Annotated in this window: 28 protein-coding genes and 1 tRNA gene; 9 read left to right on the forward strand and 20 right to left on the reverse strand. The window is 27.0% G+C overall.

What is annotated here, in order from left to right; genetic code table 11:
• Genes ACTT9L_RS06910 through ACTT9L_RS06920 form a run of 3 tightly spaced genes read left to right on the forward strand, consistent with a single transcriptional unit; the run spans position 1 to position 2,522 of the window.
• The gene (locus ACTT9L_RS06910; RefSeq protein WP_440928571.1) at positions 1-654 is read left to right on the forward strand and encodes an SURF1 family protein; all 654 of its coding nucleotides are present in this window, start codon (positions 1-3) and stop codon (positions 652-654) included.
• Entirely contained in the window at positions 655-2,037 is a 1,383-nt protein-coding gene (gene thrC / locus ACTT9L_RS06915) for a threonine synthase (protein ID WP_440928572.1), read from the forward strand. It begins immediately after the preceding gene.
• Positions 2,034-2,522: a redoxin family protein gene (locus ACTT9L_RS06920; RefSeq protein ID WP_440928573.1), complete on the forward strand. Its 489-nt coding sequence runs from the start codon at positions 2,034-2,036 to the stop codon at positions 2,520-2,522. The genes thrC and ACTT9L_RS06920 overlap by 4 nt, the downstream gene beginning before the upstream one ends.
• Here ACTT9L_RS06920 and rnhA read toward each other — a convergent pair.
• From rnhA to ACTT9L_RS06995, 15 genes are read right to left on the reverse strand one after another with little or no spacing between them, the layout of a single operon-like run.
• Positions 2,514-2,939, reverse strand: a complete 426-nt coding sequence (gene rnhA / locus ACTT9L_RS06925; RefSeq protein ID WP_440928574.1) for a ribonuclease HI — start codon at positions 2,937-2,939, stop codon at positions 2,514-2,516. The two genes, ACTT9L_RS06920 and rnhA, sit on opposite strands and share 9 nt — an antisense overlap.
• Complete coding sequence (locus ACTT9L_RS06930) at positions 2,939-3,904, reverse strand: homoserine kinase (RefSeq protein ID WP_440928575.1); 966 nt, start codon at positions 3,902-3,904, stop codon at positions 2,939-2,941. The genes rnhA and ACTT9L_RS06930 overlap by 1 nt, the downstream gene beginning before the upstream one ends.
• Positions 3,905-3,906: 2 nt before the next feature.
• Complete coding sequence (gene ispH / locus ACTT9L_RS06935) at positions 3,907-4,851, reverse strand: 4-hydroxy-3-methylbut-2-enyl diphosphate reductase (RefSeq protein WP_440928576.1); 945 nt, start codon at positions 4,849-4,851, stop codon at positions 3,907-3,909.
• Entirely contained in the window at positions 4,841-5,776 is a 936-nt protein-coding gene (locus ACTT9L_RS06940) for a Brp/Blh family beta-carotene 15,15'-dioxygenase (RefSeq protein WP_440928577.1), read from the reverse strand. Before ACTT9L_RS06940 ends, ispH begins: the two co-directional genes overlap by 11 nt.
• A 1-nt stretch (position 5,777) precedes the next feature.
• Positions 5,778-6,842 (reverse strand): lycopene cyclase family protein, encoded by a 1,065-nt coding sequence (locus tag ACTT9L_RS06945; protein WP_440928578.1) that lies wholly within the window; start codon positions 6,840-6,842, stop codon positions 5,778-5,780.
• The gene (locus ACTT9L_RS06950; RefSeq protein ID WP_440928579.1) at positions 6,829-7,680 is read right to left on the reverse strand and encodes a phytoene/squalene synthase family protein; all 852 of its coding nucleotides are present in this window, start codon (positions 7,678-7,680) and stop codon (positions 6,829-6,831) included. Before ACTT9L_RS06950 ends, ACTT9L_RS06945 begins: the two co-directional genes overlap by 14 nt.
• On the reverse strand, positions 7,680-9,140 hold the full coding sequence (crtI, locus tag ACTT9L_RS06955) for a phytoene desaturase family protein (RefSeq protein WP_440928580.1): 1,461 nt from the start codon (positions 9,138-9,140) through the stop codon (positions 7,680-7,682). Before crtI ends, ACTT9L_RS06950 begins: the two co-directional genes overlap by 1 nt.
• A gap of 39 nt (positions 9,141-9,179) precedes the next feature.
• On the reverse strand, positions 9,180-9,692 hold the full coding sequence (locus ACTT9L_RS06960; protein WP_440928581.1) for a F0F1 ATP synthase subunit B family protein: 513 nt from the start codon (positions 9,690-9,692) through the stop codon (positions 9,180-9,182).
• Positions 9,667-10,257 (reverse strand): F0F1 ATP synthase subunit B family protein, encoded by a 591-nt coding sequence (locus ACTT9L_RS06965; protein WP_440928582.1) that lies wholly within the window; start codon positions 10,255-10,257, stop codon positions 9,667-9,669. The genes ACTT9L_RS06960 and ACTT9L_RS06965 overlap by 26 nt, the downstream gene beginning before the upstream one ends.
• Before the next feature lie 4 nt (positions 10,258-10,261).
• Positions 10,262-10,489: a F0F1 ATP synthase subunit C gene (locus tag ACTT9L_RS06970; protein WP_006997791.1), complete on the reverse strand. Its 228-nt coding sequence runs from the start codon at positions 10,487-10,489 to the stop codon at positions 10,262-10,264.
• 17 nt (positions 10,490-10,506) lie between these two features.
• On the reverse strand, positions 10,507-11,241 hold the full coding sequence (locus ACTT9L_RS06975) for a F0F1 ATP synthase subunit A (protein ID WP_440928583.1): 735 nt from the start codon (positions 11,239-11,241) through the stop codon (positions 10,507-10,509).
• Positions 11,242-11,250: 9 nt separating this feature from the next.
• Positions 11,251-11,526, reverse strand: coding sequence for an AtpZ/AtpI family protein (locus ACTT9L_RS06980; RefSeq protein ID WP_440928584.1), 276 nt, complete (start codon positions 11,524-11,526; stop codon positions 11,251-11,253).
• Between the two features lie 9 nt (positions 11,527-11,535).
• Positions 11,536-14,109 carry a chromosome segregation SMC family protein gene (locus ACTT9L_RS06985; protein WP_440928585.1) on the reverse strand — a complete coding sequence of 858 codons (2,574 nt, stop codon included), beginning with the start codon at positions 14,107-14,109 and terminating at the stop codon, positions 11,536-11,538.
• Between the two features lie 8 nt (positions 14,110-14,117).
• A complete protein-coding gene (locus ACTT9L_RS06990; RefSeq protein ID WP_440928586.1) occupies positions 14,118-14,696 on the reverse strand; it encodes a thioredoxin domain-containing protein in 579 nt (192 codons plus the stop codon).
• Positions 14,693-15,181 carry a DUF721 domain-containing protein gene (locus ACTT9L_RS06995; protein ID WP_440928587.1) on the reverse strand — a complete coding sequence of 163 codons (489 nt, stop codon included), beginning with the start codon at positions 15,179-15,181 and terminating at the stop codon, positions 14,693-14,695. The genes ACTT9L_RS06990 and ACTT9L_RS06995 overlap by 4 nt, the downstream gene beginning before the upstream one ends.
• Between ACTT9L_RS06995 and ACTT9L_RS07000 the strand changes: the two genes are divergently transcribed.
• Positions 15,182-16,168 (forward strand): A/G-specific adenine glycosylase, encoded by a 987-nt coding sequence (locus ACTT9L_RS07000; protein WP_440928588.1) that lies wholly within the window; start codon positions 15,182-15,184, stop codon positions 16,166-16,168.
• Positions 16,165-17,307 carry an FAD-dependent monooxygenase gene (locus tag ACTT9L_RS07005; protein WP_440928589.1) on the forward strand — a complete coding sequence of 381 codons (1,143 nt, stop codon included), beginning with the start codon at positions 16,165-16,167 and terminating at the stop codon, positions 17,305-17,307. Before ACTT9L_RS07000 ends, ACTT9L_RS07005 begins: the two co-directional genes overlap by 4 nt.
• Here ACTT9L_RS07005 and ACTT9L_RS07010 read toward each other — a convergent pair.
• The 3 genes from ACTT9L_RS07010 to ACTT9L_RS07020 form a co-directional block, all read right to left on the reverse strand.
• The gene (locus ACTT9L_RS07010; RefSeq protein ID WP_440928590.1) at positions 17,304-18,374 is read right to left on the reverse strand and encodes a site-specific DNA-methyltransferase; all 1,071 of its coding nucleotides are present in this window, start codon (positions 18,372-18,374) and stop codon (positions 17,304-17,306) included. The genes ACTT9L_RS07005 and ACTT9L_RS07010 overlap by 4 nt on opposite strands.
• Before the next feature lie 104 nt (positions 18,375-18,478).
• Positions 18,479-19,039: a ribonuclease HII gene (locus ACTT9L_RS07015; protein ID WP_440928591.1), complete on the reverse strand. Its 561-nt coding sequence runs from the start codon at positions 19,037-19,039 to the stop codon at positions 18,479-18,481.
• Positions 19,039-19,758: a uracil-DNA glycosylase gene (locus ACTT9L_RS07020; protein WP_440928592.1), complete on the reverse strand. Its 720-nt coding sequence runs from the start codon at positions 19,756-19,758 to the stop codon at positions 19,039-19,041. The genes ACTT9L_RS07015 and ACTT9L_RS07020 overlap by 1 nt, the downstream gene beginning before the upstream one ends.
• Before the next feature lie 11 nt (positions 19,759-19,769).
• Here ACTT9L_RS07020 and ACTT9L_RS07025 point away from each other — a divergent pair, with 11 nt between their 5' ends.
• The 4 genes from ACTT9L_RS07025 (at position 19,770) to ACTT9L_RS07040 (ending at position 23,686) form a co-directional block, all read left to right on the forward strand.
• Entirely contained in the window at positions 19,770-21,455 is a 1,686-nt protein-coding gene (locus ACTT9L_RS07025) for a tetratricopeptide repeat protein (RefSeq protein WP_440928593.1), read from the forward strand.
• Positions 21,456-22,301 (forward strand): GHMP family kinase ATP-binding protein, encoded by an 846-nt coding sequence (locus ACTT9L_RS07030; protein WP_440928594.1) that lies wholly within the window; start codon positions 21,456-21,458, stop codon positions 22,299-22,301. It begins immediately after the preceding gene.
• 33 nt (positions 22,302-22,334) lie between these two features.
• Positions 22,335-22,408: transfer RNA gene (locus ACTT9L_RS07035), tRNA-Gln, on the forward strand.
• Between the two features lie 3 nt (positions 22,409-22,411).
• The gene (locus ACTT9L_RS07040; protein WP_440928595.1) at positions 22,412-23,686 is read left to right on the forward strand and encodes a CCA tRNA nucleotidyltransferase; all 1,275 of its coding nucleotides are present in this window, start codon (positions 22,412-22,414) and stop codon (positions 23,684-23,686) included.
• On the opposite strand, the gene greA is transcribed toward ACTT9L_RS07040, so the two are convergent.
• A complete protein-coding gene (greA, locus tag ACTT9L_RS07045; protein WP_440928665.1) occupies positions 23,683-24,159 on the reverse strand; it encodes a transcription elongation factor GreA in 477 nt (158 codons plus the stop codon). The two genes, ACTT9L_RS07040 and greA, sit on opposite strands and share 4 nt — an antisense overlap.
• Before the next feature lie 2 nt (positions 24,160-24,161).
• Positions 24,162-24,989, reverse strand: a complete 828-nt coding sequence (hemF, locus tag ACTT9L_RS07050) for an oxygen-dependent coproporphyrinogen oxidase (RefSeq protein WP_440928596.1) — start codon at positions 24,987-24,989, stop codon at positions 24,162-24,164.

Genomic DNA, 24,989 nt, shown 5'->3' on the forward strand with positions numbered 1-24,989 from the left:
TTGAAGAATAAATTTCTATTTTCAGTATTTGTTTATTTTATTATTTTAACTCTTCTCTCCCTAGGGTTTTGGCAAATTTATAGATTAAATTGGAAATTAGAATTAATTGAGCAAATAGAAAATTCTTTAAAAAACGATCCAGTGGAATTATCCAACATTAAAAAAAAAAACTATCTAAGAATAAAGACAAGTGGAGATATTGATTTTGACAAACAAATTTACTTGTATAATTTAAATGATGCAGGGAAACCTGGATTTGAGGTAATTAATCCAATAAAAATTGGAGATGAAAATTACTTAGTGAATAGGGGATGGATACCTTTTGAAAAAAAAGACCTACCTGAAATAAATTTAGTCGATCAAAATCAAATAGTCGGCACTCTTATGCTACAAACTAAACCAAGTACATTCAAGCCTGAAAATGATATTGAAAAAAATTATTGGTTTACTTTGGATAGAGAAGATATTTTAAAATTTACTGGTAGAAATTTTTCAGAATATGTCATTTATTTAAACGGTGATTATAAAATTCCAAAACCAAGAGTGATTACTGCTAAAATTTCAAATAATCATAAGAAGTATGCAATTACTTGGTTTTCTATGGCGATTTCAATTCTTTTAATATATTTATATTTTAGGAAAAAAAATTATTAAATGAGATACGTAAGTACAAGAGACACATCAAAAACCTTTGAATTTAAAGACGTTTTTATCAAAGGTCTTGCCGATGATGGAGGTTTATTTATTCCAGAAGCATTAGTGAAATATGGGGAAAATGAAATTAAAGATTTAAAAAAACTTAGTTATTCGGAATTAGCAAAAAAAATTGTTTATCCATTTATTGGTAATTTTATGCCTGAATCTGAAATGAGTAAAATTATTGATAAATCTTACTCCACTTTTAGAAAAGATAACGTTGTAGATTTCATAAAGATTGGAGACAAAACAATATTAGAATTATTTCATGGTCCTACTCTAGCTTTTAAAGATGTTGCAATGCAACTTTTAGGTAACTTTTACGAATATTACCTAAACACTGAAAATCAAAAAATAAATATTGTCGTTGCCACATCTGGAGACACTGGTGCTGCAGCAATTGATGCAATTAAAGGAAAAAAAAATGTTAATATTTTTGTGCTTCATCCAGACAATCGTATTTCACCAGTTCAAAGAAAATTAATGACAACAGGTAAATATGAAAATGTATTTAATATAGCTATAAAGGGAAACTTTGATGATTGCCAAAACTTGGTTAAATCTATGTTTGCAGATAAGCAGTTTTCAAATGATATCAAAATGTCAGGGGTAAACTCTATTAATTGGGCGAGGATTATTGCTCAAAGTGTTTATTATTTTTATAGTTATTCATTGGTTGAAAATATAGGTGAACCAACAAATTTTTCAGTACCAACAGGAAATTTTGGAGATGTTTATGCTGGATATTTAGCTAAAAAAATGGGCTTGCCTATTAATAAATTAATTGTTGCAACTAATCGAAACGACATTTTACATAGAGCAATATCAAAAGGTAGTTATGAAGCAGAAAAGGTTTCAGAAACTATTTCTCCTAGTATGGATATTCAAATAGCTAGTAATTTTGAGAGACTTATATTCGACCTTAATAATGAGGATGATAAACAGACTTCATTAGATATGAAAAATATTAAAGAGAATGGAAAATATTTAATTGATGATGATAAATTAAATAAAATTAGAGAAAATTTTTTATCCGCTAGTCTGAATGAGAGTGAGACTTTGGATGTTATTAAAAAGGTGTATGAAAAATTTTCTGTAGTTTTAGATCCACATACAGCAATTGGATATGGTGCTTTCGACAAGCATAACTTAAAAGGAAATAATATTGTACTAGCAACTGCTCATCCATGTAAATTTCCTGATGCTGTTACTAAAGCCATTAATTTAAAATCTGATTTACCAAAAGAACTTGAGTTTATTTTGAATGAAAAAGAAGAATATGATATAGTTGAAAACAATTTAGAAAAAATTAAAAACTATATTAAAGGTAAAATAAAATGAAGATTAAAGAGGGAGAACAACTTCCAAATTCAAAATTTTATTATTTAGACTCAAGTGGAGCAGCAAAAAAAATAACTACAGCAGAAATTTTTAAGAATCATAAAACAATTGTGATTGGTGTTCCTGGAGCATTTACAAAAGTTTGTTCCGCAAAACATCTTCCGGGGTACGTTAATAATTATGAGGAAGCAAAGAATAAAGGGGTTACAAAAATTATTTGTGTTTCAGTTAATGATCCAAATGTAATGAAAGCATGGGGTGATAGTCAAAAAGTTGAAGATAAAATATTTATGGCTGCAGACCCATATTGTGAATTTACTAAATCAATTGGAGCAGAAATAGATAGACACGATCGGGGTCAGGGAATGAGGTCAGCAAGATATACAATGTTAATTGACGACAATGTTGTAAAGAAAATACAAGCAGAAGAAGATACCGCCACTTGTGAAATTTCAGCAGCTCAAAATTTTTTAAAATTAATCTAAATTTGCTGCTTTTTTAGCTAGTAAGTCCACCTCTTCATTAAAAGGGTTTCCATCATGAGCTTTAACCCAATTCCATTGAATATTAAGTGATTTATTTAAATTATATAGATCAATCCATAAATCTTTATTTTTAACATCTTCTTTTTTTGAGGTTTTCCAATTATTAACTAACCAAGTATTAATCCATTCAGTTATTCCATTTTTTACATATTGAGAGTCAGTATATATTTTTATTTCAATACCAGGCCTCATATTTTTCAATGCTTTAATTGGGGCTAACAACTCCATTCTATTATTTGTTGTATTTTTTTCGTTACCACTAATTTTTTTTATTTCTTTTCCATCATTTATAATTGCAGCCCATCCACCATTACCTGGATTTGTTAAACAAGAACCGTCTGTATAAATTGTAATCATTAATTTAAATAATCTTTAAATGAACTTAAATTATTGTGAGAAAGTAATTTTTGATAATATTCATTAGGGTCTTTAATTTTAATCAATGCTGTTTTTGGTGTATTTGAGTAGTCATACAATCTTGTTAATAAATATCTTAATGCTGCACCTCTACACAAAATATTTATAGATTTTTTTTCTTTCATTGAAATTTTTTTAACACTTTCATACCCTTTGATTAAATTTTTAATTTTTTTCTTATTTAAATGGAATTTTCTCTTTTTATGATCAAAACAAAGAGCATTGATGCATATAGCAATTTCATACATAAAATAATCATTGGCGGCAAAGTAGAAATCAATTATTCCAGAAAGTTTATTTTTTTTGAAAAAGATATTATCTATAAATAAGTCACCATGGATAACACCTTTGGGTAATTGTTTAGGCCAATATCTATTAATATCTTTTAGGTTATTGTTTAAGAATACTTTTAAATTTGAAAACTTTTTTGACTTAAATTTAATACTTTCCAACAAAGGTTTTAAATTCTTAATACCCATCGAATTTTTTCGATTAAGCTTCATTTTATTTGTGACCATATGCATTCGAGCAATTGTTTTACCAACTGTATAACAATCATTTATATTTAATATTTTTTTATCTTTACCTTCTAAGAATGAAACAATACATGCAGTTTTATTTTTTAATTTAATAAGATATTTATTATTTCTAGTTTTAAGAGGCTTAGGACAATTTATTTTTGAATTATTTAAATTATCCATCAATTTCATAAAAAAAGGTATTTCTTTTTGTAAAACTCTTTTTTCAAATATAGTTAAAATATATTTTTTCTTTTTTGATTTAAGAAGATAGTTTGTATTTTCTATTCCTTGTTCGATACCTTTAAAACTTATTACTTTATTAATATTAAAATTTTTATTTATAATATTAATTTCTTTTTGATTTATTTTTGTATAGACAGCCATTTTTAATTTAATTTTTTGGGAGCTTTAAATACTACATCTTCTTTAATTATTTCAACTTCATCGATACTTATAGAAAATTTATTTTTTAAATCATTAATAAAATTTTCAACCAATATTTCTGGCGCAGATGCTCCTGAAGATATACCTATAGTATTGCAATTTTCTATTTGATCAAACGGTATTGAGCTTTCCGAATGAATAAGTTGTGAATTTTCACACCCTGATTTTTTTGCTACTTCAACTAGTCTAACAGAATTTGAGGAGTTCCTACTTCCAATAACAAAAAACATATCACAATTTTTTGCAATATTTTTTACTGCCATTTGACGGTTAGTAGTTGCATAACAAATATCTTCTTTCATTGGTTCTTTTAAGTTAGGAAAATTGGTTTTTAAAATTTTTATTATTTCTTTTGTATCATCAACTGACAAAGTAGTCTGAGTAATATATGCCAATTTTTTATCTAATTTATTTTGATAATTTTTAGCATCTTCCTCATTTTGGATTAGATCTATAGAACCTTGGATTAATTGACCCATAGTTCCAATTACTTCTGGATGATTTTCATGACCAATTAAAATTATATGGTAACCAGCTTTATTAAGATTTTCTGCTTCTCTATGAACCTTAGAAACAAGTGGACATGTGGCATCCACATAAGTCATTTTATAATTTTTTGCATCTTCAGGTATTTTTTTTGGAACACCATGTGCTGAAAAAATTACTGGTCTTGATTTATCTTTTATCTCCTCCAGCTCTTCGACAAATATTGCCCCTTTATTTTTTAAATCATCCACAACATATTTGTTATGGACTATTTCATGACGCACATAAACTGGAGCTCCAAATTTTTTTATAGATTTTTCAACTATTTCAATTGCTCTTTCTACCCCGGCACAAAATCCACGGGGTGCAGATAATAATATTTTTAATTCTTTATTTTTCATTTTTTTCTAGAAAATATTCCAGCAATATATGTGGAAAGGTTAAAGACGCCAAACCTATAAATATTATTTTTAAAATTGCACTATCCAAATTGTATGAATTTTCCAACAGATATAGAGCAATAAAAGAAAAAATAGCTGTCAAAATTGTTAATGGTAAAGCTTTTTTAATAAACAATCTAAATCCAGAAACCAAACTATTTGGATCAAGATCAATAGCTAGTGAAATTGAATGTCTAATCGAGTGTAAAAAACAGAAATAAACAGTAAAAGCAATTAGTGGCGATAAATAGTAATTTAAAATTAAAATAGAAAAATAATCTAAAAAAACTACAAATTTTTTGATTTCAAAATTCTTTAGGAAAAGAAAAATACTAGACAGGGTGCTACAAAATATTCCTATTTGAATTACACTATTTGTTTCAATAAAATTTAAACTTGAATAAAATGCCTCATTATCAATTAATAATAATTTAAAAATTGCTATTGTTTCCTGAAAATGAAAATATAAAGGAGCAAGTATAATTAAAAATCCCTTAAAAAAATAAAGTATTTGAGTGAAATAAGATCTATCATTAATCAAAAATTGTGTATCCTCTTTTCCAAAGTGATAGGAAGCGATCATTAAAAAAACAATTAAAGTTATTGATGGTAATATTATCCAAGTTAGTATTACTATTGCTGCAATTAAAAGATACGAGATATAGAATATATAAGTTGATTTTATATTAAATAATCTTAGCAGTTTTTTTCCCTTTATATGATCTAAAGATCCATGGGAAACACCTATAATTAAAATTAAAAGTAAACACAAAATTGATGAAATATTTAAATTATTAAACTTAAATAGCAAAATACAAAAAAGGTTTACAACAAAGAAAAAAATAAATGAATGGTTTAGATTTATTTTTTTTATTTTATTTATCATCTTAAATTAATTCTTTTAAAAATTTCCACTTTGGCATTTTTAGAATTACTTCTAAATCTTCAAAAAAACTGCTTTTATTTGATAAAAAATTGATAGCTGTTTTAGGTTTTGAATTAAAAACTTTAAAAAATATATTTCCCATTTCATTGGAATTGTTTTTAAGAACCCTCAATAAGATTTTATCTAAAAAATCATATTTTGAATTAATTTTAAATAGATTTACATTTTTTATATTTTCTATGTTTTCTCTTATATATCTGCTTTGTTCTTGAATATTTAGGAAAGTATAGCCCGTACTTAATCTAGTCATTCCTCCTGCTGAGCCTATATAAATTTCATTAAATTTATTTACATTTTTTTGTCTAAAAAGTGGGATTGCTCCAGTTTCTTTGAAATTAATTTTACAGTTTCTAATATTTAAATGTTTACTCAAATAATCATCAATTTGTTCATCATAATCTTTTAGTTTTTCATTATTTAGTTCAGATATCCAAGTAGTTTCAACTAAGGCGTTTCTTTTTGTAAATGGTAGCGTATAAAAAAAATGAACTTTATTTCTTTGATCACAAGCAAAGTCCATCAAATTGAATATTTCCTCATCAAAGAAGTCTTTATCTGTTTCTATTTCAACTCCACAAAAGTGTTGCCATAACTCATTCTGTTTATTCTCAAAACTAGGTACACTATTAAATACAATTGAATTTGATTTATCTATTTGATCAATACTTTTAAAAAACTGAATATTTTTATTTAATTTAAGTTTTGAAAGTATTTTTTCGTAGAACATGCCACTATCTATCGTTTGATATGGTGTAGGTTCGCAATCTACATATTTTGTATTATTGGGTGTATTTATTGTAAAATTATTCCAACTCTTTTTGACACATTCATCGAAGTTATGTGAAAAAACCTTCCAAAATGACCAAGTTTTATCTCTTTTATAATCTTCTCTTGGCTCAATAATTGCTAAAGTTTTATCTTTTAATTTATCATAAACTTCCAGCTCATATGCTAATGAAAGGCCTGCGCAACCTCCACCTATAATTATGTAATCAAATTCTTTCATTTAAATTTACTTCTTCATTAATTAAATTATGATCATGATTAATATTATCATCGTTTTTATTTATAAGTGATAACTTAATTAAGTCAAAAATAGATAAAAAAGTTTCAATAATTTTTTCAATATTTGAAACATAAATTTTTCCTGACTTTTTATAATTTTCTATATTTTGTTTATTTAAAATTTTATATCCTATTTTTCTATAAACTCTTCTTGCAACTAAAATAGAAAATCTGAAACTTAAAGGTATTTCTTTTATTGAGTAAAATGAGTTTTCATAAAACTTCTCCGAAAGTTCGATTGTAGTCTTTATGTCCTCAAAACTTTCATTGATATAAAATCTATTACTTTTTTTATCTTCCATAACATCCCTAGAAATATTTGTTAATTGCATAGCAATTCCAAGATCAATAGCTGATTTAAGAGATTGTTCATTGTGAACATTCAATATTTTAGCCATCATTAATCCAACTGTACCAGCCACCCTGTATGAATATATTAATAATTCTTTTTTTGAGTTAAGTTTAACTTTTTCTTTAATATCAGAATTAATACCCTCAAATAAATCGTCAACAATTTTAGTGGATATACTAAATTCATTAATAAGATCCCACATGTTTTTAATGACTGGATCACCGTAATTTTTGTCTACAAAATTCTTTTGAAATTTAATAAAATTATCTTTTTTTATTTCAATCTTGTTTTCATCATCAGCAATATTATCTACTTCTCTACAAAAATCATAAAGCGCGGAGCATTTTTGATAGGTTTTTTTTGGTAAAAAAAAACCTGCCCAATTAAAAGATTTTGCATAAATAGCTAAATAATTCTTTGTTAACATTAAAATAATTTATCTAAAACCTTCGCTGAAGAGAGAACACCTGGAACGCCAGCCCCAGGATGTGTACCCGCTCCAACAAAGTACAAACCATCATATATTTCTGATTTATTATGAAATCTAAAGTATGCGGATTGTGTAAATTTAGGTTGAATTGAAAAACCTGATCCAAATTTTGTATTTAACTCTTTTTCAAAGTAATCAGGTGTTAGATAAAAATCTTCAACTAAATTATTCTTAAGATTCGGCATTAAGTCTTTTTCCATTTTTTCAATTACAAGATTTTTCATTTTCTCACCTTCAGTTTCCCAATTTATTTTTGACTGATTGTTAGGAACAGGCACTAACACATAAAAACAATCATTTCCCTCTGGGGCCATAGTTTTATCGGTCGCTGTGGGTCTGTGAAGATAATAGCTAATATCATTATTTAATTTTTTCTTATCAAATATATCATCAAGATGTTCTTTATATTTGTTTCCAAACTTAATTGTATGATGTTCAACATTCTCATATTTTTTTTTTGTACCAAAATAGTAAACAAATAAACCCATAGAATATTCCATTCGATTTTTTTTCCAATTAAATAACATAGAACTTTCGTTGCTTCTGCTTAACATCTTCTCATAAAATGCAGGTGGATCTGCATTACAAACAACATTATCTGCACCAATTTCATTTTCATTATTTATTTTCACACCACTTATTTTATTATTTTTTGTTATAATTTCAGTTACTTCAGTGTTTTTTAATATTTCTATACCAACCTCATTCATTAACTTTTCAAAACCTTTAATTATATTTCCTGTTCCTCCAACGGAATAGTGTATTCCCCATTTTTTTTCTAAATAAAGAATTAATCCATAAATAGATGTTGTAGTGAAAGGATTTCCCCCAACCAGTAAAGGATGCATGCTAAGCATTCGTCTTAATTTTTCATTTTTTATATAAGATGAAACAAGTGAGTAAACTGATTTATAACTTTTAAGTTTTAAGAGAGCAGGTAATTGTTGCATCATTACAAAAGGCTTATCAAATGGCACATCTGCAAGTTCTAAAAAACCTTTATCAAATATCTTTTTTGTGAAATTAACTAATTTTTCATATCCATTGACATCTTCTTTGCTAAGCTTCTCAATTTGGCTTTTCATTTCTATTTCATCACCAGAGTAATTAAATTTAGTTTTGTCCTCAAAAATAAATTGGTACCAAATTTTAAGTGGGGTTAGTTCTATATAATTCTTGGGATCTTTTTTGAATAACTCAAACAATTCATTAATTAAATATGGCGCAGTAATTACTGTTGGCCCTGCATCATATATAAATCCATTTCTTTTAAAGACCCTAGCTCTACCACCTAGGTCTGGGTGCTTTTCTATTAATTTTACTTTATGTCCTTTTGCCTTAAGTCTTAGTGCTGCTGCGATTCCACCAAATCCTGATCCAATTACTATAGAATTCATTTTAATAATTTATAGCTTTTTTTTAAAATTGTAAGTGTATTATGAGTTTATTTTTTTTAACTCTGCTTTAGTTTCATCTAAATTTTTTTGAAATACTGCATCTAATTTTGACTTGTCTACAGATGTAGTTATTATTTTTTTAACTGAGTCTACGGCAATCTTTATTGATATATCCTTAATTTCTTTTAAAGCCGCTTCTTTCATCTGACTTATTTTATTTTCAGCTAAATTTTTTTTAATTTCTGATGATTTATGAAACTTATCATTCATCTCAATTATTAATCTATCTGCATCTTTTTTGGCGTTCTCAAGAATTTCGTTACTAACAGACTGAGCTGTATCTAATTTTTTTTGTGAGTTATCTAATAGAGTTTTTGCCTCGGTTCTTAATTTTTCACTTTCATCAATTTCATTTTTAATGTCAGATATCATTTTATCTAACATTTCAGAAATTTTTTGAGGAATTTTAAGGTAAATTAACGCTCCAAAAAAAATAATAAATGATACGGCTACCCAAAATGTTGCATCAATTGCCATAGTATTTATCTCCATTTCTTTTGGATAGATCGTCAACAATTGCAGATATACTACTATTATTTACTTCAGCTCCAATTAGTTTTTGCAATAACTCAGACGAAGTCTCAATAGCAATTCTATTTATTTTATCTGGTGCTTTTTTTCTTAATGCATCTATTTCTTTTTCAGCCTCAGCAATTTCATTATCAATTTGCTTATCAAGCACTTCTCTTTTTGCACCAATGTCTTTTAATGCTTTTTCTCTTGCTTGATTGAAAATACTATTAGCCTCAAGTTTGCTTTTAGATATGATTTCATCGTATTCTTTTAGTTTTGCATCACTATCTTCTCTTTGTTTCTCAGCAGCCTCAATATTTTCTAATATTTGAGATTTTCTCGATTCTAAATTGTTACTAATTTTTGGTAGTATTAGTTTAGATAAAACTAAATACATAATACCAAAAGTAAGTATTAGCCAAAAAATTTGAGAAACCCAAAACTCTGGATTTAATTGGGGCATACCTCCACTTTCAGCTGTAAAAGCTTCTTTAATAAAAAAGAAGCTGAAAAATATTGACTGAAAATATATTTTTTTAACCATCAATTTAAAACGCAAAAAGAATGATTAACGCAACTACCAATCCGAATAATCCTGTAGCTTCTGCAAGTGCGAAACCTAAAAGCAAGTTAGGAAATTGTTTTTGTGCTGCAGATGGATTTCTCATTGCACCAGACAAATAATTTCCAAAAATTATTCCAATACCAACACCAGCTCCAGCTAAAGCAATTGCTGCTAAACCTGCTCCGATCATTTTTGCTGCTTCTAATTCCATTATATCCTCCTCTGTTATTAATGGTGTAAATTTAATGCATCATTTAAATAGATGCAGGTTAAGATTGCAAAAACATAAGCTTGAAGAAAAGCAACTAAGATCTCCAAACCAGTTAACGCAACCGAAAAACTTAGTGGAAGCCACCCACCAACTATTCCAAGGCTAATTACAAAGCCTCCGAATACTTTCATCATTGTATGACCAGCCATCATATTAGCAAATAATCTAACTGATAAACTTATAGGCCTACTTAAATAAGAAATAATTTCTATAACAACAATTAAAGGGAGTAATACTGCAGGCACTCCACTTGGAACAAATAATTTTAAATACCCAAATCCATGTTTAATAAACCCAATTAAAGTCACCCCAATAAATATAAATGCTGCGAGCACAAATGTTACAATGATATGACTGGTTACAGTAAAAGTATAAGGTATCATTCCAAACATGTTACAAAATAAAACAAACATAAATAGAGAAAATATAAATGCGAAATATGGTTTAGCTTTTGATCCAGCTGTATCGCTAATCATTTTAGATACAAAGGTGTAGCTAAGTTCTGCTAATAATTGAATTTTGTTTGGTAGTATTGAAGTTTTTTTTGATCCTAAATTAAAGATTAACAAAATAGATACAGTACTTAAAATCATAAACAAACTTGCGTTCGTAAATGATATGTCAAATGCTCCAACTTTAATTTCAGGTCCAATTCTATAAACATCGAATTGAGACATAGGATTTGCTGCCATAATACTTATTTATTTTTGCATTTTTTTTGCAGATCTAATCACATTGATTATTCCAGCAACTACACCAACAAAAAAAAATATTAATATAAACCAAGGTTTAGTACCAAAGGTCTTGTCAAAAATAAACCCAATAATTGTCCCCACAGCCACTGCAGAAACAAGTTCTGTACTCAATTTGAATGCAGTTCCTATAGGTGATGGGTCATTCTTCTTATTGTAGAGATTTTTCTTTGAAATCTTGCTTTTTGCAATCTCTAAGCGAGTTTTGAAAGGGTCTTTTGGCATTTATATAGTTTAAGCAACCATACTCTCTGCTTTTTGTAAATCAACAGCTACAAGCTGACTAATTCCTTTTTGAGGCATAGTTACCCCATATAGTCTGTTCATTTTTGACATAGTTAAAGCATGATGAGTTACAATTATGAATTTGGTGTTGGTGATTTTAATTAGTTCCTCAAGTAAACTACAAAATCTTGTTACGTTAGCATCGTCAAGCGGTGCATCAACTTCATCTAATACACATATAGGTGAAGGGTTTGTTAAAAATACTGCAAATATTAATGAGAGAGCAGTTAATGCTTGCTCACCTCCAGATAACAAAGTTATAGACTGAAGTCTTTTTCCCGGAGGACTAACCAACATTTCTAAACCTGCTTCAAGTGGATCATCAGAGTCCACCAATTCTAGTTTGGCATTTCCACCATTGAAAAGTTTTGTATAAACTTCATTAAATTTTCTATTAACTTTTTCAAAGGCTTCAATCAATCTTTCTCTTCCTTTTTCATTAAGTTCATTGATGCTATCTTTCAGTTTCACAATCGCGGTAACAAGGTCGGCACGATCCTGTTCCATTTTTTTTATCTCTTCTTCATATTTACTTGTTTCTTCATCTGCTTTTAAATTTACAGATCCTAATTTTTCTCTTTCTTGTTTTTTCTTATCTAAAGCATCTTCTTGATCAACTGGGTTTGGAAGCTCTTCTACTCCGTTTAAATTTGAATTTTCCAAAATATTATCTTCATTCAAATTTAACTCAGAACTAATTCTATCAAGGAGATCACTTTTTCTTTTTTGCAAGCCTTCAACTGTAGCTCCTGAACTTGCTTTTCTTTCTCTGATTTGAATCGATTGTTCTTGAATTTCATTTAATTGCGTTCTTAACATTTCAATTTTTTGATCAGTTTCATCTATAATCGCTTCATTATCAATTTTTTCTTTATCTGAAATTCTTAAATTTTCTGAAATTTGACCTTTTCTTTCAGCCTGTACTCTAGGTTGGTTTTCTAAATCACTTAATTGTTTTGACAATTTTTCTTTTCTTTGTGTTAGTTCATTAACCATTTTTTCTGAGTTAGTTAGTAAATTTTTCCAACTTTCAATTTCTGTTTCAATGGTTTTAATTCTTTCATTTCTTTTTATAGACTCATTTTTAATTGATTGATTTTTACTATATGCATCAGCATATTTTTCTTGAAGTAATTTTATATTTTTTGATTTTTCACTAACTCCTAATAATTCACTTCTAGATCTCTCATTTTTTAAATCATTTAAAAAACTATCTAGCTCCATATTACATCTATCTAGAAGTGTTACTGCTTGATTTATTTCGTTGCTGTCTATTAATTCTTTTACCCTTGATATTGTATTTTTTATATTTTTTATTGGACCAACACTTATATTTACAGTTTCGTCAGCTAAATTATTTACAACTGCATCAACAGCTTTTTGTTCTTCTTTAAGTTTATCTTTTGCGCTTTCTAACTCTTCATTAGATAATTTTTCTGTTTCAAAATACTTTGAGTCTGTCTCAATTAATTCAGTTTTTTCTTCCTTCAATCTTTTTTCATTTGAGTTAGCGTCTATAATAATCCCTTTTTCTCTCGTGATATCATCATCAATTGTTTGAATGGATTTTTTGATGCTTTCTATCTCATCTTGAATTCTAGTATTTTCCTCATCTAAACTTTGAAGTTCTAGATTAAGTCTTTGTATCCTAGATAAATTTTCTATATTTTTCTCTCTCAATGGATTTACTTTATCTGTAAAAATTTTAATTGAATTTTCTAATTCAGATATTTTGTTATTAAATCCATCTACTTCCCCTTCTGCCTCAGTATTTATTTCATTTTCTATTCTAATTTCTTTGTCTATTTCTATTAATTTTAAATAATATAAACCTGCTTCAATTTTTTTAATTTGATCTGAAATTAGTTTGTATTTTGTTGCCTCTTCAGCTTGTTTTTGAAGATTTGCTAATTGTTTTTCTTGCTGTCTTCTTAATTCATCTGCTCTTTTTAAATTATTCTCAGCCGCACCTAATCTTAATTCAGCCTCATGTCTCCTAACGTGTAAACCAGATATTCCTGCAGCTTCTTCTAAAATAGCCCTTCTATCAGTTGGTTTCGCAGTTACTAGTGCACCTATTCTTCCTTGGCTAATCATAGATGGAGAGTGTGCACCAGTCGAAAGATCTGCAAAAAACATTTGCGCATCTCTTGCTCTTACTTCTTTATCATTAATGTAAAATTTAGATCCTCTATCTTTTTCTATTTTTCTTCTAACTTGTATTTGCTCTAATTCACGGTATTGGATAGGGCCTTCTTTATCTTTATTTTCAACTTCGATTGATACTTCTGCAATATTTTTTGATGCTTTATTGGATGTTCCTGAAAATATAACATCCTCCATACCAGATCCACGCATACTTTTTGCAGAGGTCTCACCCATTACCCATCTTAAAGATTCTACAATGTTAGATTTCCCACAGCCGTTAGGACCCACTATACCAGTAAGACCATCCTCAATTAAAAAGTTGGTTTTTTCAGCAAAAGATTTAAATCCGTTTAATTGGATTTTTTTAAACTCCATGTACTAACTTATATCAGTTTTTCTAGCGCTTTTTTTAAATTTTTATAATTTAGAGTTTTTTCGAATTTTTCGTCGTTAATAATTATCGTAGGAGTTGCGTTCACTTTGAAGTTCTTTGCTCCATCGATTCGATCGTTTAATACAAAATCTTCAATTTCCTTATTATTTATACAAGTATCAAAATCAACACTAAATCCTTCACCTTTTAAAAATTTTTGTAAGTTCTTATTTGCCTCCTGTATTGAACTTCCCTTTACCCATTTTTGTTGATTAGCATATAAACTTTCAAGGATATCCGAATTTCCATCATTCTTACACTGAGAAACTTTAGACGCATTAAAGGCCGCTATGTCTAATGGAAAATGTCTAAATTCTATTTTAGCGAGTCCAGTATCAAGATACTCTTCCTTTAATTGAGGATAAACATTTTTATGAAAATTAGCACAATGACTACAAGTTAATGATTCAAAAGCTATAATAGTGATTTTTGCATCTTTGTTACCAACAGTTATCCTTTTAATTTCCTCAGCCTGTACATTTAAGACTGTAGTAAAAAATATTAATATTAAGAATATAATTTTTTTCATTTCTCTCTAAAAACCTTGGTTAACTCTGTTAATGATTTTTTAATTTTTTCGTTTTTAACACCTTTAATTTTATCTTGATATTTACTAATTGCCACATTTTTTACTTTTGTTTCACCTGAGCCCGTCATTTCATGTTCATCATCAAAACTTATGAATTTAAGCTTTTCAACAACTGAGTATCCAAAAAAATTATTCATTTTATCTAAAATATCTTTTTTAGAATATTCTACGTCAACTTCATGTCCTCGCTTGACCATAACCACTAAGGTACTAACACCAAATTTATTTGAATTTTTAAATTTTTTTGGATAGCAAATTTTAAATAATTCGCTTCCAACCAAATATTTCCAATTACTCAGCGTTTCTGAATATACATGACCTTTTTTATTTATTATTTTTTTGACATTTTTTGGCAAAGTGTCTTTGAAAGATCTTAATCCTTGAATGCTAGCGTTTCTCTGCTTAGTATTATTTTTAGATTGCATATGAAAGATCTAATAATAACAAATAAAATTCTTAATTGGTATGATTTAAATAAAAGATCTTTACCTTGGAGAAAGAATGTTTCTCAAACAAAAAAGCAATACTTCACTTTAATAAGTGAATTTATGTTGCAGCAAACACAGGTTGCAACGGTAATACCTTACTTTAATAGATTTATAAAAAATATTCCCACAATAGAAAAATTATCTAAATATGATGATAGAAAATTAATTAAACTTTGGGAGGGTCTTGGATACTATTCAAGAGTAAGAAATTTAAAAAAAACATCTCAAATAATTGTTAAAAACTTTAATAAAAAAATACCTAGAAATTTTGTAGATTTAAAGTCTCTTCCAGGAATTGGAGATTATACAGCAAGTGCAATTTCTGCAATTGCATTCAATGAACCAATAATTCCTCTAGATGGTAATATTGAAAGAGTGCTAAAGAGATACTTATTTCTAAAAAAACAAGATCAAATAAAAAAAGAAAATTTACACGAGAAGAAAAAAATTTTTGGATCATCTATCAAACGGTCTAGTGATTATGCTCAAGCTTTAATGGAATTAGGATCACTAATATGTAAACCTGTTAATCCTAATTGTAAGAACTGTCCATTAGTAAAAAAATGCAAATCATTTAAAAATAAAAATTTTGATTTAGTAAAATTTAAAAAAAAAGATAAGGAAACTTTTTACAAGCTAAATGTTTATAAAAAAAATAATCATTATTTATTAATCAAAAATAATAAATTTAACTTTTTGAAAAATTTTAATATCTTCCCGATGGAGGAAGTAAATAATCCTAAAAATTTTGATAAAGATTTGAATTTTAAAATGTCTAATATGAGTATGAATATTAAAATTGAATTTAAAAATAAATATAATTTAAATAAAAATAATTATTGGATTGATCCAACAAAGCTTCAAAATTATACACTGCCAACATTTACAAAAAAGATAGTTAAATTTTTAGAAAGTCATAAATGAAAAAAATTGCAATAATTGGTGCTGGAATTTCTGGTTTGTATATTGCCAATTTATTCAAAGATCATAAGGATTATCAGGTTACGATTTATGAAAAAAGGAATTCAATAGAAATGGAAGAAGGCTATGGTATTCAGTTGTCGGTAAATAGTGTAAAGCTTTTAAATAAAATAGGCTTCACTTCTTTCACTAATGAAGAAAAATTTAATCCAAAAAAAATTGATTTTTATGAAATTAAAAATTCAAAAAAAATTTGTGACTTAGACATTTCAAAATTTAATTCCGAAGATTGTAAATACACAACATTGAAAAGATCAAAATTGCTTCAATTTTTAAAAAAACAAATAAACGAAGATATAATTAAATATAACCATAATATTGAACAGATTGTTTACGATAAAGATTCAATAAAATTAATATTTGATAAAAATAATATAACTTGTGATTACTTAATTATTTCAGATGGTGTGTTTTCTAAAGGGAAGTTATTAATTTCAACCAATAAATCAAAACCAATTTACAATGATACGATTGCTATTAGAGGAACTATGTCGAGAGAAAATTTTCAAAATATAAATGAAGAAAATATTTCTTTGTTCTTAGGACCGAATTTTCATTATGTTGTTTATCCAATTAATAATGAGAAAAATTTAAATTTTATTGGCATTTTAAAACATAAATTAAATTTAAATGAGCAAGAAGACCATAATCTTTTTACCGAGAGTTCTTTTATAAAAAATATTAAACTTAAATTATCTCAAAAAGTTTCTCAAAATTTTTTGGAAAGTCTTCAAAATATTAAATTATTTCCAATATTTGTAAGTAAAAACTTATATAATCCTCCAAAAAATACATTCCTTGTAGGAGATGCATTTTTTGCTTTTTCACCTTCATTTGCGCAGGGAGCTTCCCAATCAATTGAGGGGGCTAATGAATTATATGAAAGTTTAATAAATAATAATAATTTTTATGATATCAGATTAAAGAGAGTAAAAATGATTAACAGTAGATCTAATTTCAATCAATTTGCCTTTCATTTATCAAATCCAATCATGATCATATTTAGAAATATTTTTTTAAAACTTTTAACTAAAAATAAAAAATTTTTAGAAAGTTATTTGGGTAAAATTTATAAAAGTTAATTTTTAGAAATTAATCTTTGTCTTAGATAATCAATAGGATAAGTTCGTCCATTTATATCACAGTGCCAAAAAGTCCATCCATTGCAACTTTCAGATCCTAAAATAGTAGCAGCAACTTTGTGTATAGAACCCTCTGCTTGATTATTTTTTATACTGCCATCGGCCATAATTCTTGCTGTTATTTTTTTCTTATTATCAAAAATATTAGTTCCAGGTTTAATTATTCCAAGCTCAACTAATGAACCAAAAGGAATTCTTGGTTTTGATCTATTATTTTTTAGCGTATCTAATAAATCGTCCTCAATAGGCTTTGTAGCTTTTATGCGTTTTTCAGCAGCTTTAAAATAATTTTTTTCTCTTTCTATTCCAAAATAATTTCTTCCTAGTTTTTTTGCTACTGTAGCTGTTGTTCCTGATCCTAAAAAAGGATCAAGTATGAGGTCATTTTTATTAGATGTAGCTAGTAAAATTCTATGTAATAGCGCTTCTGGTTTTTGTGTGGAGTGAATTTTTTTTCCATCCTTTTTAAGTCTTTCAGAACCATTGCATATTGGAAGATCCCAATTAGATCTCATTTGCAAATCATCATTTAAACATTTTAAAGATTGATAATTGAATGTGTATTTTGATTTTTCACTTTTAGAAGCCCATATTAAAGTTTCATGAGCGTTAGTAAAACGTGTTCCTCTAAAGTTTGGCATTGGATTATTTTTATTCCAAATGACATCGTTTAAAATCCAGAAACCTAAATTTTGGATTGCCGTGCCAACTCTAAAAATATTATGGTAGCTTCCTATAACCCAAATAGCTCCATCTTTTTTTAAAATTCTTTTACATTCACTAAGCCATTCATAGGTGAAATCATCATATTTTTTAAAATTTTCAAATTGATCCCACTTATCATTCACCGCACTAACCTTTGATCTATCAGGTCTAGTTAATTCACTTTTTAATTGTAAGTTGTAAGGAGGATCAGCAAAAATTAAATCAAAAGTTTCACGTGGAATTTTTTTTAATTCTTCGAGACTATCTCCATTAATTATTTTATTTTTGAAATCAGTTTTCATTTGTAAATATTAATTAGACTCCAAATGGATTCTTCGGTCAACCTGAGATTGAAAAATCTGGATTCGATTAGTGTTTCTAAATTACAAAGTAACTAGATGTAGTGTTAATTTATTTTAGATATAGGTGAAAAAGTTTTTCTATGATGTTTAGTAATACCTAATTTTTTCAAAGCTTTTAAGTGCTGTTTTGTTCCGTACCCAAAGTTTTTATCCCAATCATAACCTTTATTTTTTTTTGACAAGGTGGTTATAAATTTATCTCTTGATACTTTTGCAATTATAGAAGCTGCCGAAATAGAGGGGATTTTTTTATCTCCTTTAATAACTGATTTTAAATTATAATTCTCTAATTCTGGAGTTTTATTTCCATCTATCAGAACGTGTGTTGGTTTTCTCTTAAGTTTTTTGATGGCTCTTTTCATAGCCAGCAAACTTGCTTGAAGTATATTTAGCTTTTCTATTTCTTTGACAGAAGCTTTGCCTATGGACCAAGTAGAATTTTTCTTTATATATGTACACAGATACTCTCTCTCTTTTTTACTTAATGATTTTGAATCTTTTAACAACTTTGAATTAATTGATTTTTTTAAAATTACTGCTGAAGCATAAACAGGCCCAATTAAACTTCCTCTTCCAACTTCATCAACCCCAGCAATTATCTTCATCAAATTTTTAACTTCAGATCTTTGATTTTGTCTCTAATTTTCTTTAAATCTTCCCATGAGTGTTTTTTATTTTCTGGAAAACGGATTAAATAAGATGGATTAAAAGTTATCATTAAAGGGAATGTTTTGTTTTTTAAAATCACTTCCTTCCAATGTCCTCTTTCAGTAGTTATTTTTTCACTTATTCCTGTTACAGCCTCCATTGCTGAACTACCCATCAAAACAATAATCTTTGGGTTTATAATGGATATATGCTCCTTCAAAAATATTGAGTATCTTCTAATTTCAGTTAAGGTTGGTTTTCTGTCATCAGGTGGTCTAAAATTGATTGCATAACTAGTGTAAATATTTTGTCTCTTAATATTGATAGCTATAAGCATTTTGTTAAGAAGTTCGCCAACTTCACCTTTAAATGGGACACCCAATTTTTCTTCTTCAGCCCCAGGAGATTCTCCAATTAACATCAAAGGGCTATTTATATTTCCCTCACCTAAAATGATTTTGTTTGAATTTTCTTTCAATTTACAATTTTCAATTGAATTTATTTGATCTTTTAAATTTTTAAGTAATTCTTCTTTATTAATTTGCAGGGTGTCATTGTCCGTTTCTAAAATATTAAATCTATTTATTGGCTTATCTGCGAATATAAATTTTGGCTCAATAGTATTAATTAGTTCTTGGTTTAATTTGGTATTTTGATTTATCACTTTTTTAGTCATAGTATGATTACATGTTCCTAAAATTTCTAAAATTAGTACTATTAATATTCATATCTTATCAGACACCTTTGTATTCTAAAAGTGCTACTTTTAATGATTTCAACTCAAGAGATTTATCAAATTATTTTTCTGGAATTGTTGCATTTGAAAATCGAGATAACTCAAAAGCTTTAAAATTTTATAACTTAACCAAAGTATTAATTAATAAACATGACAGTTATTTAAAAAGATATGTAAACTCCTTAGTTTTAGATAACAAAGTACCTCAAGCAATTAATGTATTAAATAACAATGCAAACAAATCTAATTCAAATTTTTATGATGCGTATGTAATTTTAATAATTGATAGTTTAAAAAAAAATAACTTTAAAAAGGCTGAAGAATATTTAACACAAAGTTTAAAATTTCAGGATGAAGATAGGATTAATCTAGTTATATTTGAAACTCTAAAACAGTACATTTATACATTTAAAAATAAAAAAATATTAGATAACAAAAAAAATTTTGGGAACCTGTCTCTTATAGCTGAGACTTTTCAAAGATGTTATATTGAGGATAAAAGAACCTCATCATTTTTTCTTAATTTAATAAATAATCAACAAGGTGATTATTCAAGATACATTTTTTTTTATCTTAATCATTTAATAGACAACAACAAATTAAATGAAGCAAGATTAGTTGTTAAGCAAATTGATTATATAAATTCAACACTTTTACTTTCACAAAGTAAAAGTTGGGTAGATAAAGAAAAATTCGATGATTTTGGAAAAATTTTTTCATGCAAAGATCATAATGATCTTGTAAGTGAGTTTTTATTTTTAATCTCTAATCTTTATTCATCCCAAGATAATTTTGAAAAATCAAATTTTTATTTAAATTTGTCAAACTATTTAAATCCTAAGTTTGAATTTAATCTGTCATTGGTTGCAGAAAATTTTTATCTTAATGATGAATTTGATAAAGTACAAAGAATCCTAAAAAACTTTAAAAAAGAAGATGAATTTTATTATTGGTTTAGATTAAAAAAAGAAGCTCAAATAATAATTCAAGAGCAGGATTATGAAAATGGAATTAAATATATAGATTCAAAATTTAATAAAATTGAAAATCCAAATATAAAAATGATTTTTGATTTAGCTAATTTTTATAAAAATTCTAAAAATTATGAAAAGGCAATAGATCGTTATACAGAAATTATTTTAACACTGGATGACAATTCACTAATTAAATCAGATGTATTGTATCGTAGAGGTGGTAGCTATGAAAGAATGGGTAATTATGAAAAGTCAGATGAAGATTTATTGCACGCACTTAAAATTGATCCTAGTGATGCATATATTTTGAATTACCTTGCTTACTCTTGGTTAGAGCGTGATTATAAAATTAATGAAGCAATGGATATGTTGAAAACAGCATATGATTTAAAAAGCAATGATCCATATATTATTGATTCAATTGGATGGGCTTATTTTTTAATAGAGGATTATGTAGAAGCAGAAAAGTATTTAAAAAGAGCTGTAGAATTAATGCCAGATGACCCAATCGTGAATGATCATTATGGAGACATTTTATGGAAATTAAATCGAAAAATTCAAGCAAGATATTTTTGGAACAACGTATTAACTTTTGATGACACCGAGGATGATATGATAGAAAAAATCAATATTAAAGTAATTGAGGGTCTTAAAAATTCCTAAATGAAAATTAATAAAATTAAATCTAATGCAAAGTTAAATTTAGCACTAAATATCACTGGAAAAAAAAAGGTTTTACATAAAATTGAAAGTATAATTGGTTTCATAGATTTACATGATGTTATTTCGATAAATCAATATAATGGAAAAAAACACCAAATTTCTTTTTATGGAAAGTTTTCAAAAAAAATTGGAAAAAAAAATACTGTTCAAAAACTATTTCAAATTCTAGATAAAGAAAATTTATTAAAAAATAAAAAATTCAAAGTTAAAATTAAAAAATTAATTCCGCAAGAAGCTGGGTTGGGTGGGGGATCGATGAATGCCGCTAGTGTGTTTAATTATCTGGTTAAAAAAAAAATTATTAATCCTGATCATCAAAAAACTCAGAGTATCTGTGACTTGGTTGGTTCAGATGTTATTTTAGGGACTATTTCATCCAGCTGTGTGTTGTCATCAGATGGTAGAATTAAAAAGATTTATAATACTCCAAAATATTACTCTATTTTAGTAAAGCCTGATTTTGGGTGCTCAACTAAAAAAATATATTCTGCAGTACGAAAGTATACAAAATCAAAATATAACAAACCTAAAAAAAACATGTTTGGAGTAAAATATTTGATTGATCAACAAAACGCCCTTGAAACAATAGCACTAAAAAAATATCCAAAACTCAAAAAAATAAAGTTAATCTTAGAAGGTATAAATAATCCATTATTTGTAAGAATGACTGGCTCAGGATCAACAATTGTTGCCTATTATAATTCATTAAAGAGTTGTAAATTGGCAAAAGCTAAATTTAAAAGAAAATATAAAAATTATTGGTGTGTTACAGCAAAAACTATATGAATTTTATATTTTTATGTTATAGGAAGCTAGTATTGGGGCGTAGCCAAGCGGTAAGGCACGGGTTTTTGGTACCTGCATCCTAGGTTCGAATCCTAGCGCCCCAGCCATTTATGAAAAATTTTTTAGATAAATTTTTTTCCCGATCAAAAAATCTTGATTATATCAGTCAAAATTTAAAACAAATTACTTTAACAACACCCGCAAATAAAATTTTTAAAGCAATTAATAATTTTTCAGAGAAAAGCGAAATCAGATATGTGGGTGGGTGTGTAAGAAAAGTAATAAAAAAAGAAAATGTTGATGATATTGACCTAGCAACAAATTTAACACCTCTGGAAGTTTGTGAAGCTCTTAAAAATGAACAAATAAGTTATTACGAAACAGGAATTAAACACGGAACTATAACTGCAATAATTGACGAGTATAAATATGAAATTACTTCTTTAAGAAAGGACATCTCAACTGATGGAAGACATGCTGAAGTAGAATTTACTTTAGATTGGAAGGAAGATGCCTCTAGAAGGGATTTTACCATTAATTCAATTTATGCAGATGGCGATGGAAATTTATTTGATCCATTTAACGGAAAAAAAGATTTAGAGGAGGGTTATATTAATTTTATTGGTAATGTGGAAAAAAGAATTCAAGAGGATTTTTTACGCATTTTAAGGTATTTAAGATTTTATTTAAATTACTCAAATCATAATCACCAGTCAAAAATAATAAAAGATATAAAAAAAAATGTTGATGGGATTTCAAATATATCATCTGAAAGGTTAATTGATGAACTAAAAAAAATAACGAGTTCAAACGGATTTTTAAAACTGTTTAAAGATAAAGAAAGTTTAGAACTAATAGAAATAATTTTCCCTCAATTAAAAAATATTAAAAATTTTAAAAAACAAAATTCTTATGCTGCAGAGAATTTTTTAAAAATTGATTTTATATTTTTAATTGCACTTTTAGTGATTGATGGGACTGATAATACTGATTATTTTATTTATAAATTTAAAATATCTAACAAAGACAAGAAGAGACTAAAATTGATAGAAATTTATTACAAAGAAAAAGTAACTGTAAACAACTTTACAGAGAAAAATTTGAATAAATTTTTTTATTTTAATGGACGACAGGCTGTAATAGATATAATTAATTTTAAAATTTTTACCTCAAACAAGGTAGAGAAAAAACTAATCAAACTATTAGATACTTATAAAGAGAAAGTAATTCCAACTTTGCCAATAGGGGCCGATCTACTAATGTCTAAATTTCAAATTCCTGAGGGTAAAACTTTAGGTAATAAATTAAAAAAGATAGAAGAAACTTGGGTTCAAAACGGATTTCAAATTTCAGATAAACAACTACAACAAATAGTTAAAAGTTAAATATATTTAACATCTTTGATTTCAAAATTTTTTGTACCGGAGGGTGTATTTATTTCAACTAAATCACTTTTATTTTTTCCAATTAGACCTTTGCCAATTGGTGATTGAAAGAAAATTAGTTTTTGTTTTAAATCTGCCTCATCTCTTCCTACAATTTTATAATTAATTTTTTCACCTGTATCTAAATCCTCTAAATAAACTGTTGATCCAAAAATTACTTTTCCCTCATTATTTATTTTTGTAACGTCAATAACATTTGCTCTTGCGATAATGTCGTTGATTTCGGTTATTCTTCCCTCATTATGAGATTGTTCTTCTTTAGCTGCATGATATTCAGCATTTTCTTTAAGATCTCCATGAGATCTTGCTTCAGCAATTGCCGCTACTATTTCAGGTCTTTTTTTTTCTTTTAAAAAAACTAATTCTTCTTTTAGTTTATTTAATCCGTTAGATGTTATTGGCTCTTTATCCATTTTTATTTCCATTTTGCAATTGGAGGTAATGACATTAAAATTCCTTCAACATTACCACCTGTTTGTAGTCCAAATTTTGTTCCTCTATCATAGAGTAAATTAAATTCTGCGTATCGACCTCTTTTAATATACTGAAACTCTTTATCTTTTAAAGTCCATTTTCTTTTTATCTTTTTTTTAATTATTTCATTAAATAGCATTTGAAATGTAACACCAACATCTCTGACAAATTTAAAGTCATTTTCAAAATTATCATTTTTATAGTCAAAAAAGATTCCACCTATACCTCTTGCTTCTTTTCTGTGAGGTAGATAAAAATATTCATCACACCACTTTTTATATTTTTTATAATAATTTTTATTATGTCTATCGCACATTGCTTTTAATATTTTATGAAAGTTTTTCTTCTCTTTTTCATCTTTTATTGCTGGGGTTACATCCATCCCCCCACCAAACCAATTCTTTGTTGTACAAATAAATCTGGTATTAAAATGCATTGCAGGAATATGGGGATTCTGCATGTGCATAACTATTGATATTCCTGATGCCCAAAATCTAGGATCTTTACTTGCGCCTGGTATATTCTTTTGAAATTGCCTAGGAAATTTTCCATAAACATTTGAAAAATTTACTCCTACTTTTTCAAAAATTTTTCCATTTTTAAGAATTCTATATTCACCACCACCTTCATCTTTTTTATAGCTTCTTTTCCAAGAAGTTGATTCAAAATTTACTTTATTTTTTTCAATTTTTAAAATGTCGTCGCTTACTGCATCTTGTAATAACTTAAACCAGTTACTCGCTAAGTCTTTTTTGATTGATATATCCAT

The organism is Candidatus Pelagibacter sp., from assembly GCF_052049675.1.
In the GTDB taxonomy this organism is placed as follows: Bacteria; Pseudomonadota; Alphaproteobacteria; order Pelagibacterales; family Pelagibacteraceae; genus Pelagibacter.

Bases quoted from the DNA above. Each gene is read 5' to 3' on its own strand.
- thrC (WP_440928572.1), top strand. From the start codon at position 655: ATGAGATACGTAAGTACAAGAGACACATCAAAAACCTTTGAATTTAAA.
- ACTT9L_RS06920 (WP_440928573.1), top strand. From the start codon at position 2,034: ATGAAGATTAAAGAGGGAGAACAACTTCCAAATTCAAAATTTTATTAT.
- rnhA (WP_440928574.1), bottom strand. From the start codon at position 2,939: ATGATTACAATTTATACAGACGGTTCTTGTTTAACAAATCCAGGTAAT.
- ACTT9L_RS06930 (WP_440928575.1), bottom strand. From the start codon at position 3,904: ATGGCTGTCTATACAAAAATAAATCAAAAAGAAATTAATATTATAAAT.
- ispH (WP_440928576.1), bottom strand. From the start codon at position 4,851: ATGAAAAATAAAGAATTAAAAATATTATTATCTGCACCCCGTGGATTT.
- ACTT9L_RS06940 (WP_440928577.1), bottom strand. From the start codon at position 5,776: ATGATAAATAAAATAAAAAAAATAAATCTAAACCATTCATTTATTTTT.
- ACTT9L_RS06945 (WP_440928578.1), bottom strand. From the start codon at position 6,842: ATGAAAGAATTTGATTACATAATTATAGGTGGAGGTTGCGCAGGCCTT.
- ACTT9L_RS06950 (WP_440928579.1), bottom strand. From the start codon at position 7,680: ATGTTAACAAAGAATTATTTAGCTATTTATGCAAAATCTTTTAATTGG.
- crtI (WP_440928580.1), bottom strand. From the start codon at position 9,140: ATGAATTCTATAGTAATTGGATCAGGATTTGGTGGAATCGCAGCAGCA.
- ACTT9L_RS06960 (WP_440928581.1), bottom strand. From the start codon at position 9,692: ATGGAGATAAATACTATGGCAATTGATGCAACATTTTGGGTAGCCGTA.
- ACTT9L_RS06965 (WP_440928582.1), bottom strand. From the start codon at position 10,257: ATGGTTAAAAAAATATATTTTCAGTCAATATTTTTCAGCTTCTTTTTT.
- ACTT9L_RS06970 (WP_006997791.1), bottom strand. From the start codon at position 10,489: ATGGAATTAGAAGCAGCAAAAATGATCGGAGCAGGTTTAGCAGCAATT.
- ACTT9L_RS06975 (WP_440928583.1), bottom strand. From the start codon at position 11,241: ATGGCAGCAAATCCTATGTCTCAATTCGATGTTTATAGAATTGGACCT.
- ACTT9L_RS06980 (WP_440928584.1), bottom strand. From the start codon at position 11,526: ATGCCAAAAGACCCTTTCAAAACTCGCTTAGAGATTGCAAAAAGCAAG.
- ACTT9L_RS06985 (WP_440928585.1), bottom strand. From the start codon at position 14,109: ATGGAGTTTAAAAAAATCCAATTAAACGGATTTAAATCTTTTGCTGAA.
- ACTT9L_RS06990 (WP_440928586.1), bottom strand. From the start codon at position 14,696: ATGAAAAAAATTATATTCTTAATATTAATATTTTTTACTACAGTCTTA.
- ACTT9L_RS06995 (WP_440928587.1), bottom strand. From the start codon at position 15,181: ATGCAATCTAAAAATAATACTAAGCAGAGAAACGCTAGCATTCAAGGA.
- ACTT9L_RS07000 (WP_440928588.1), top strand. From the start codon at position 15,182: ATGAAAGATCTAATAATAACAAATAAAATTCTTAATTGGTATGATTTA.
- ACTT9L_RS07005 (WP_440928589.1), top strand. From the start codon at position 16,165: ATGAAAAAAATTGCAATAATTGGTGCTGGAATTTCTGGTTTGTATATT.
- ACTT9L_RS07010 (WP_440928590.1), bottom strand. From the start codon at position 18,374: ATGAAAACTGATTTCAAAAATAAAATAATTAATGGAGATAGTCTCGAA.
- ACTT9L_RS07015 (WP_440928591.1), bottom strand. From the start codon at position 19,039: ATGAAGATAATTGCTGGGGTTGATGAAGTTGGAAGAGGAAGTTTAATT.
- ACTT9L_RS07020 (WP_440928592.1), bottom strand. From the start codon at position 19,758: ATGACTAAAAAAGTGATAAATCAAAATACCAAATTAAACCAAGAACTA.
- ACTT9L_RS07025 (WP_440928593.1), top strand. From the start codon at position 19,770: ATGTTCCTAAAATTTCTAAAATTAGTACTATTAATATTCATATCTTAT.
- ACTT9L_RS07030 (WP_440928594.1), top strand. From the start codon at position 21,456: ATGAAAATTAATAAAATTAAATCTAATGCAAAGTTAAATTTAGCACTA.
- ACTT9L_RS07040 (WP_440928595.1), top strand. From the start codon at position 22,412: ATGAAAAATTTTTTAGATAAATTTTTTTCCCGATCAAAAAATCTTGAT.
- greA (WP_440928665.1), bottom strand. From the start codon at position 24,159: ATGGATAAAGAGCCAATAACATCTAACGGATTAAATAAACTAAAAGAA.
- hemF (WP_440928596.1), bottom strand. From the start codon at position 24,989: ATGGATATATCAATCAAAAAAGACTTAGCGAGTAACTGGTTTAAGTTA.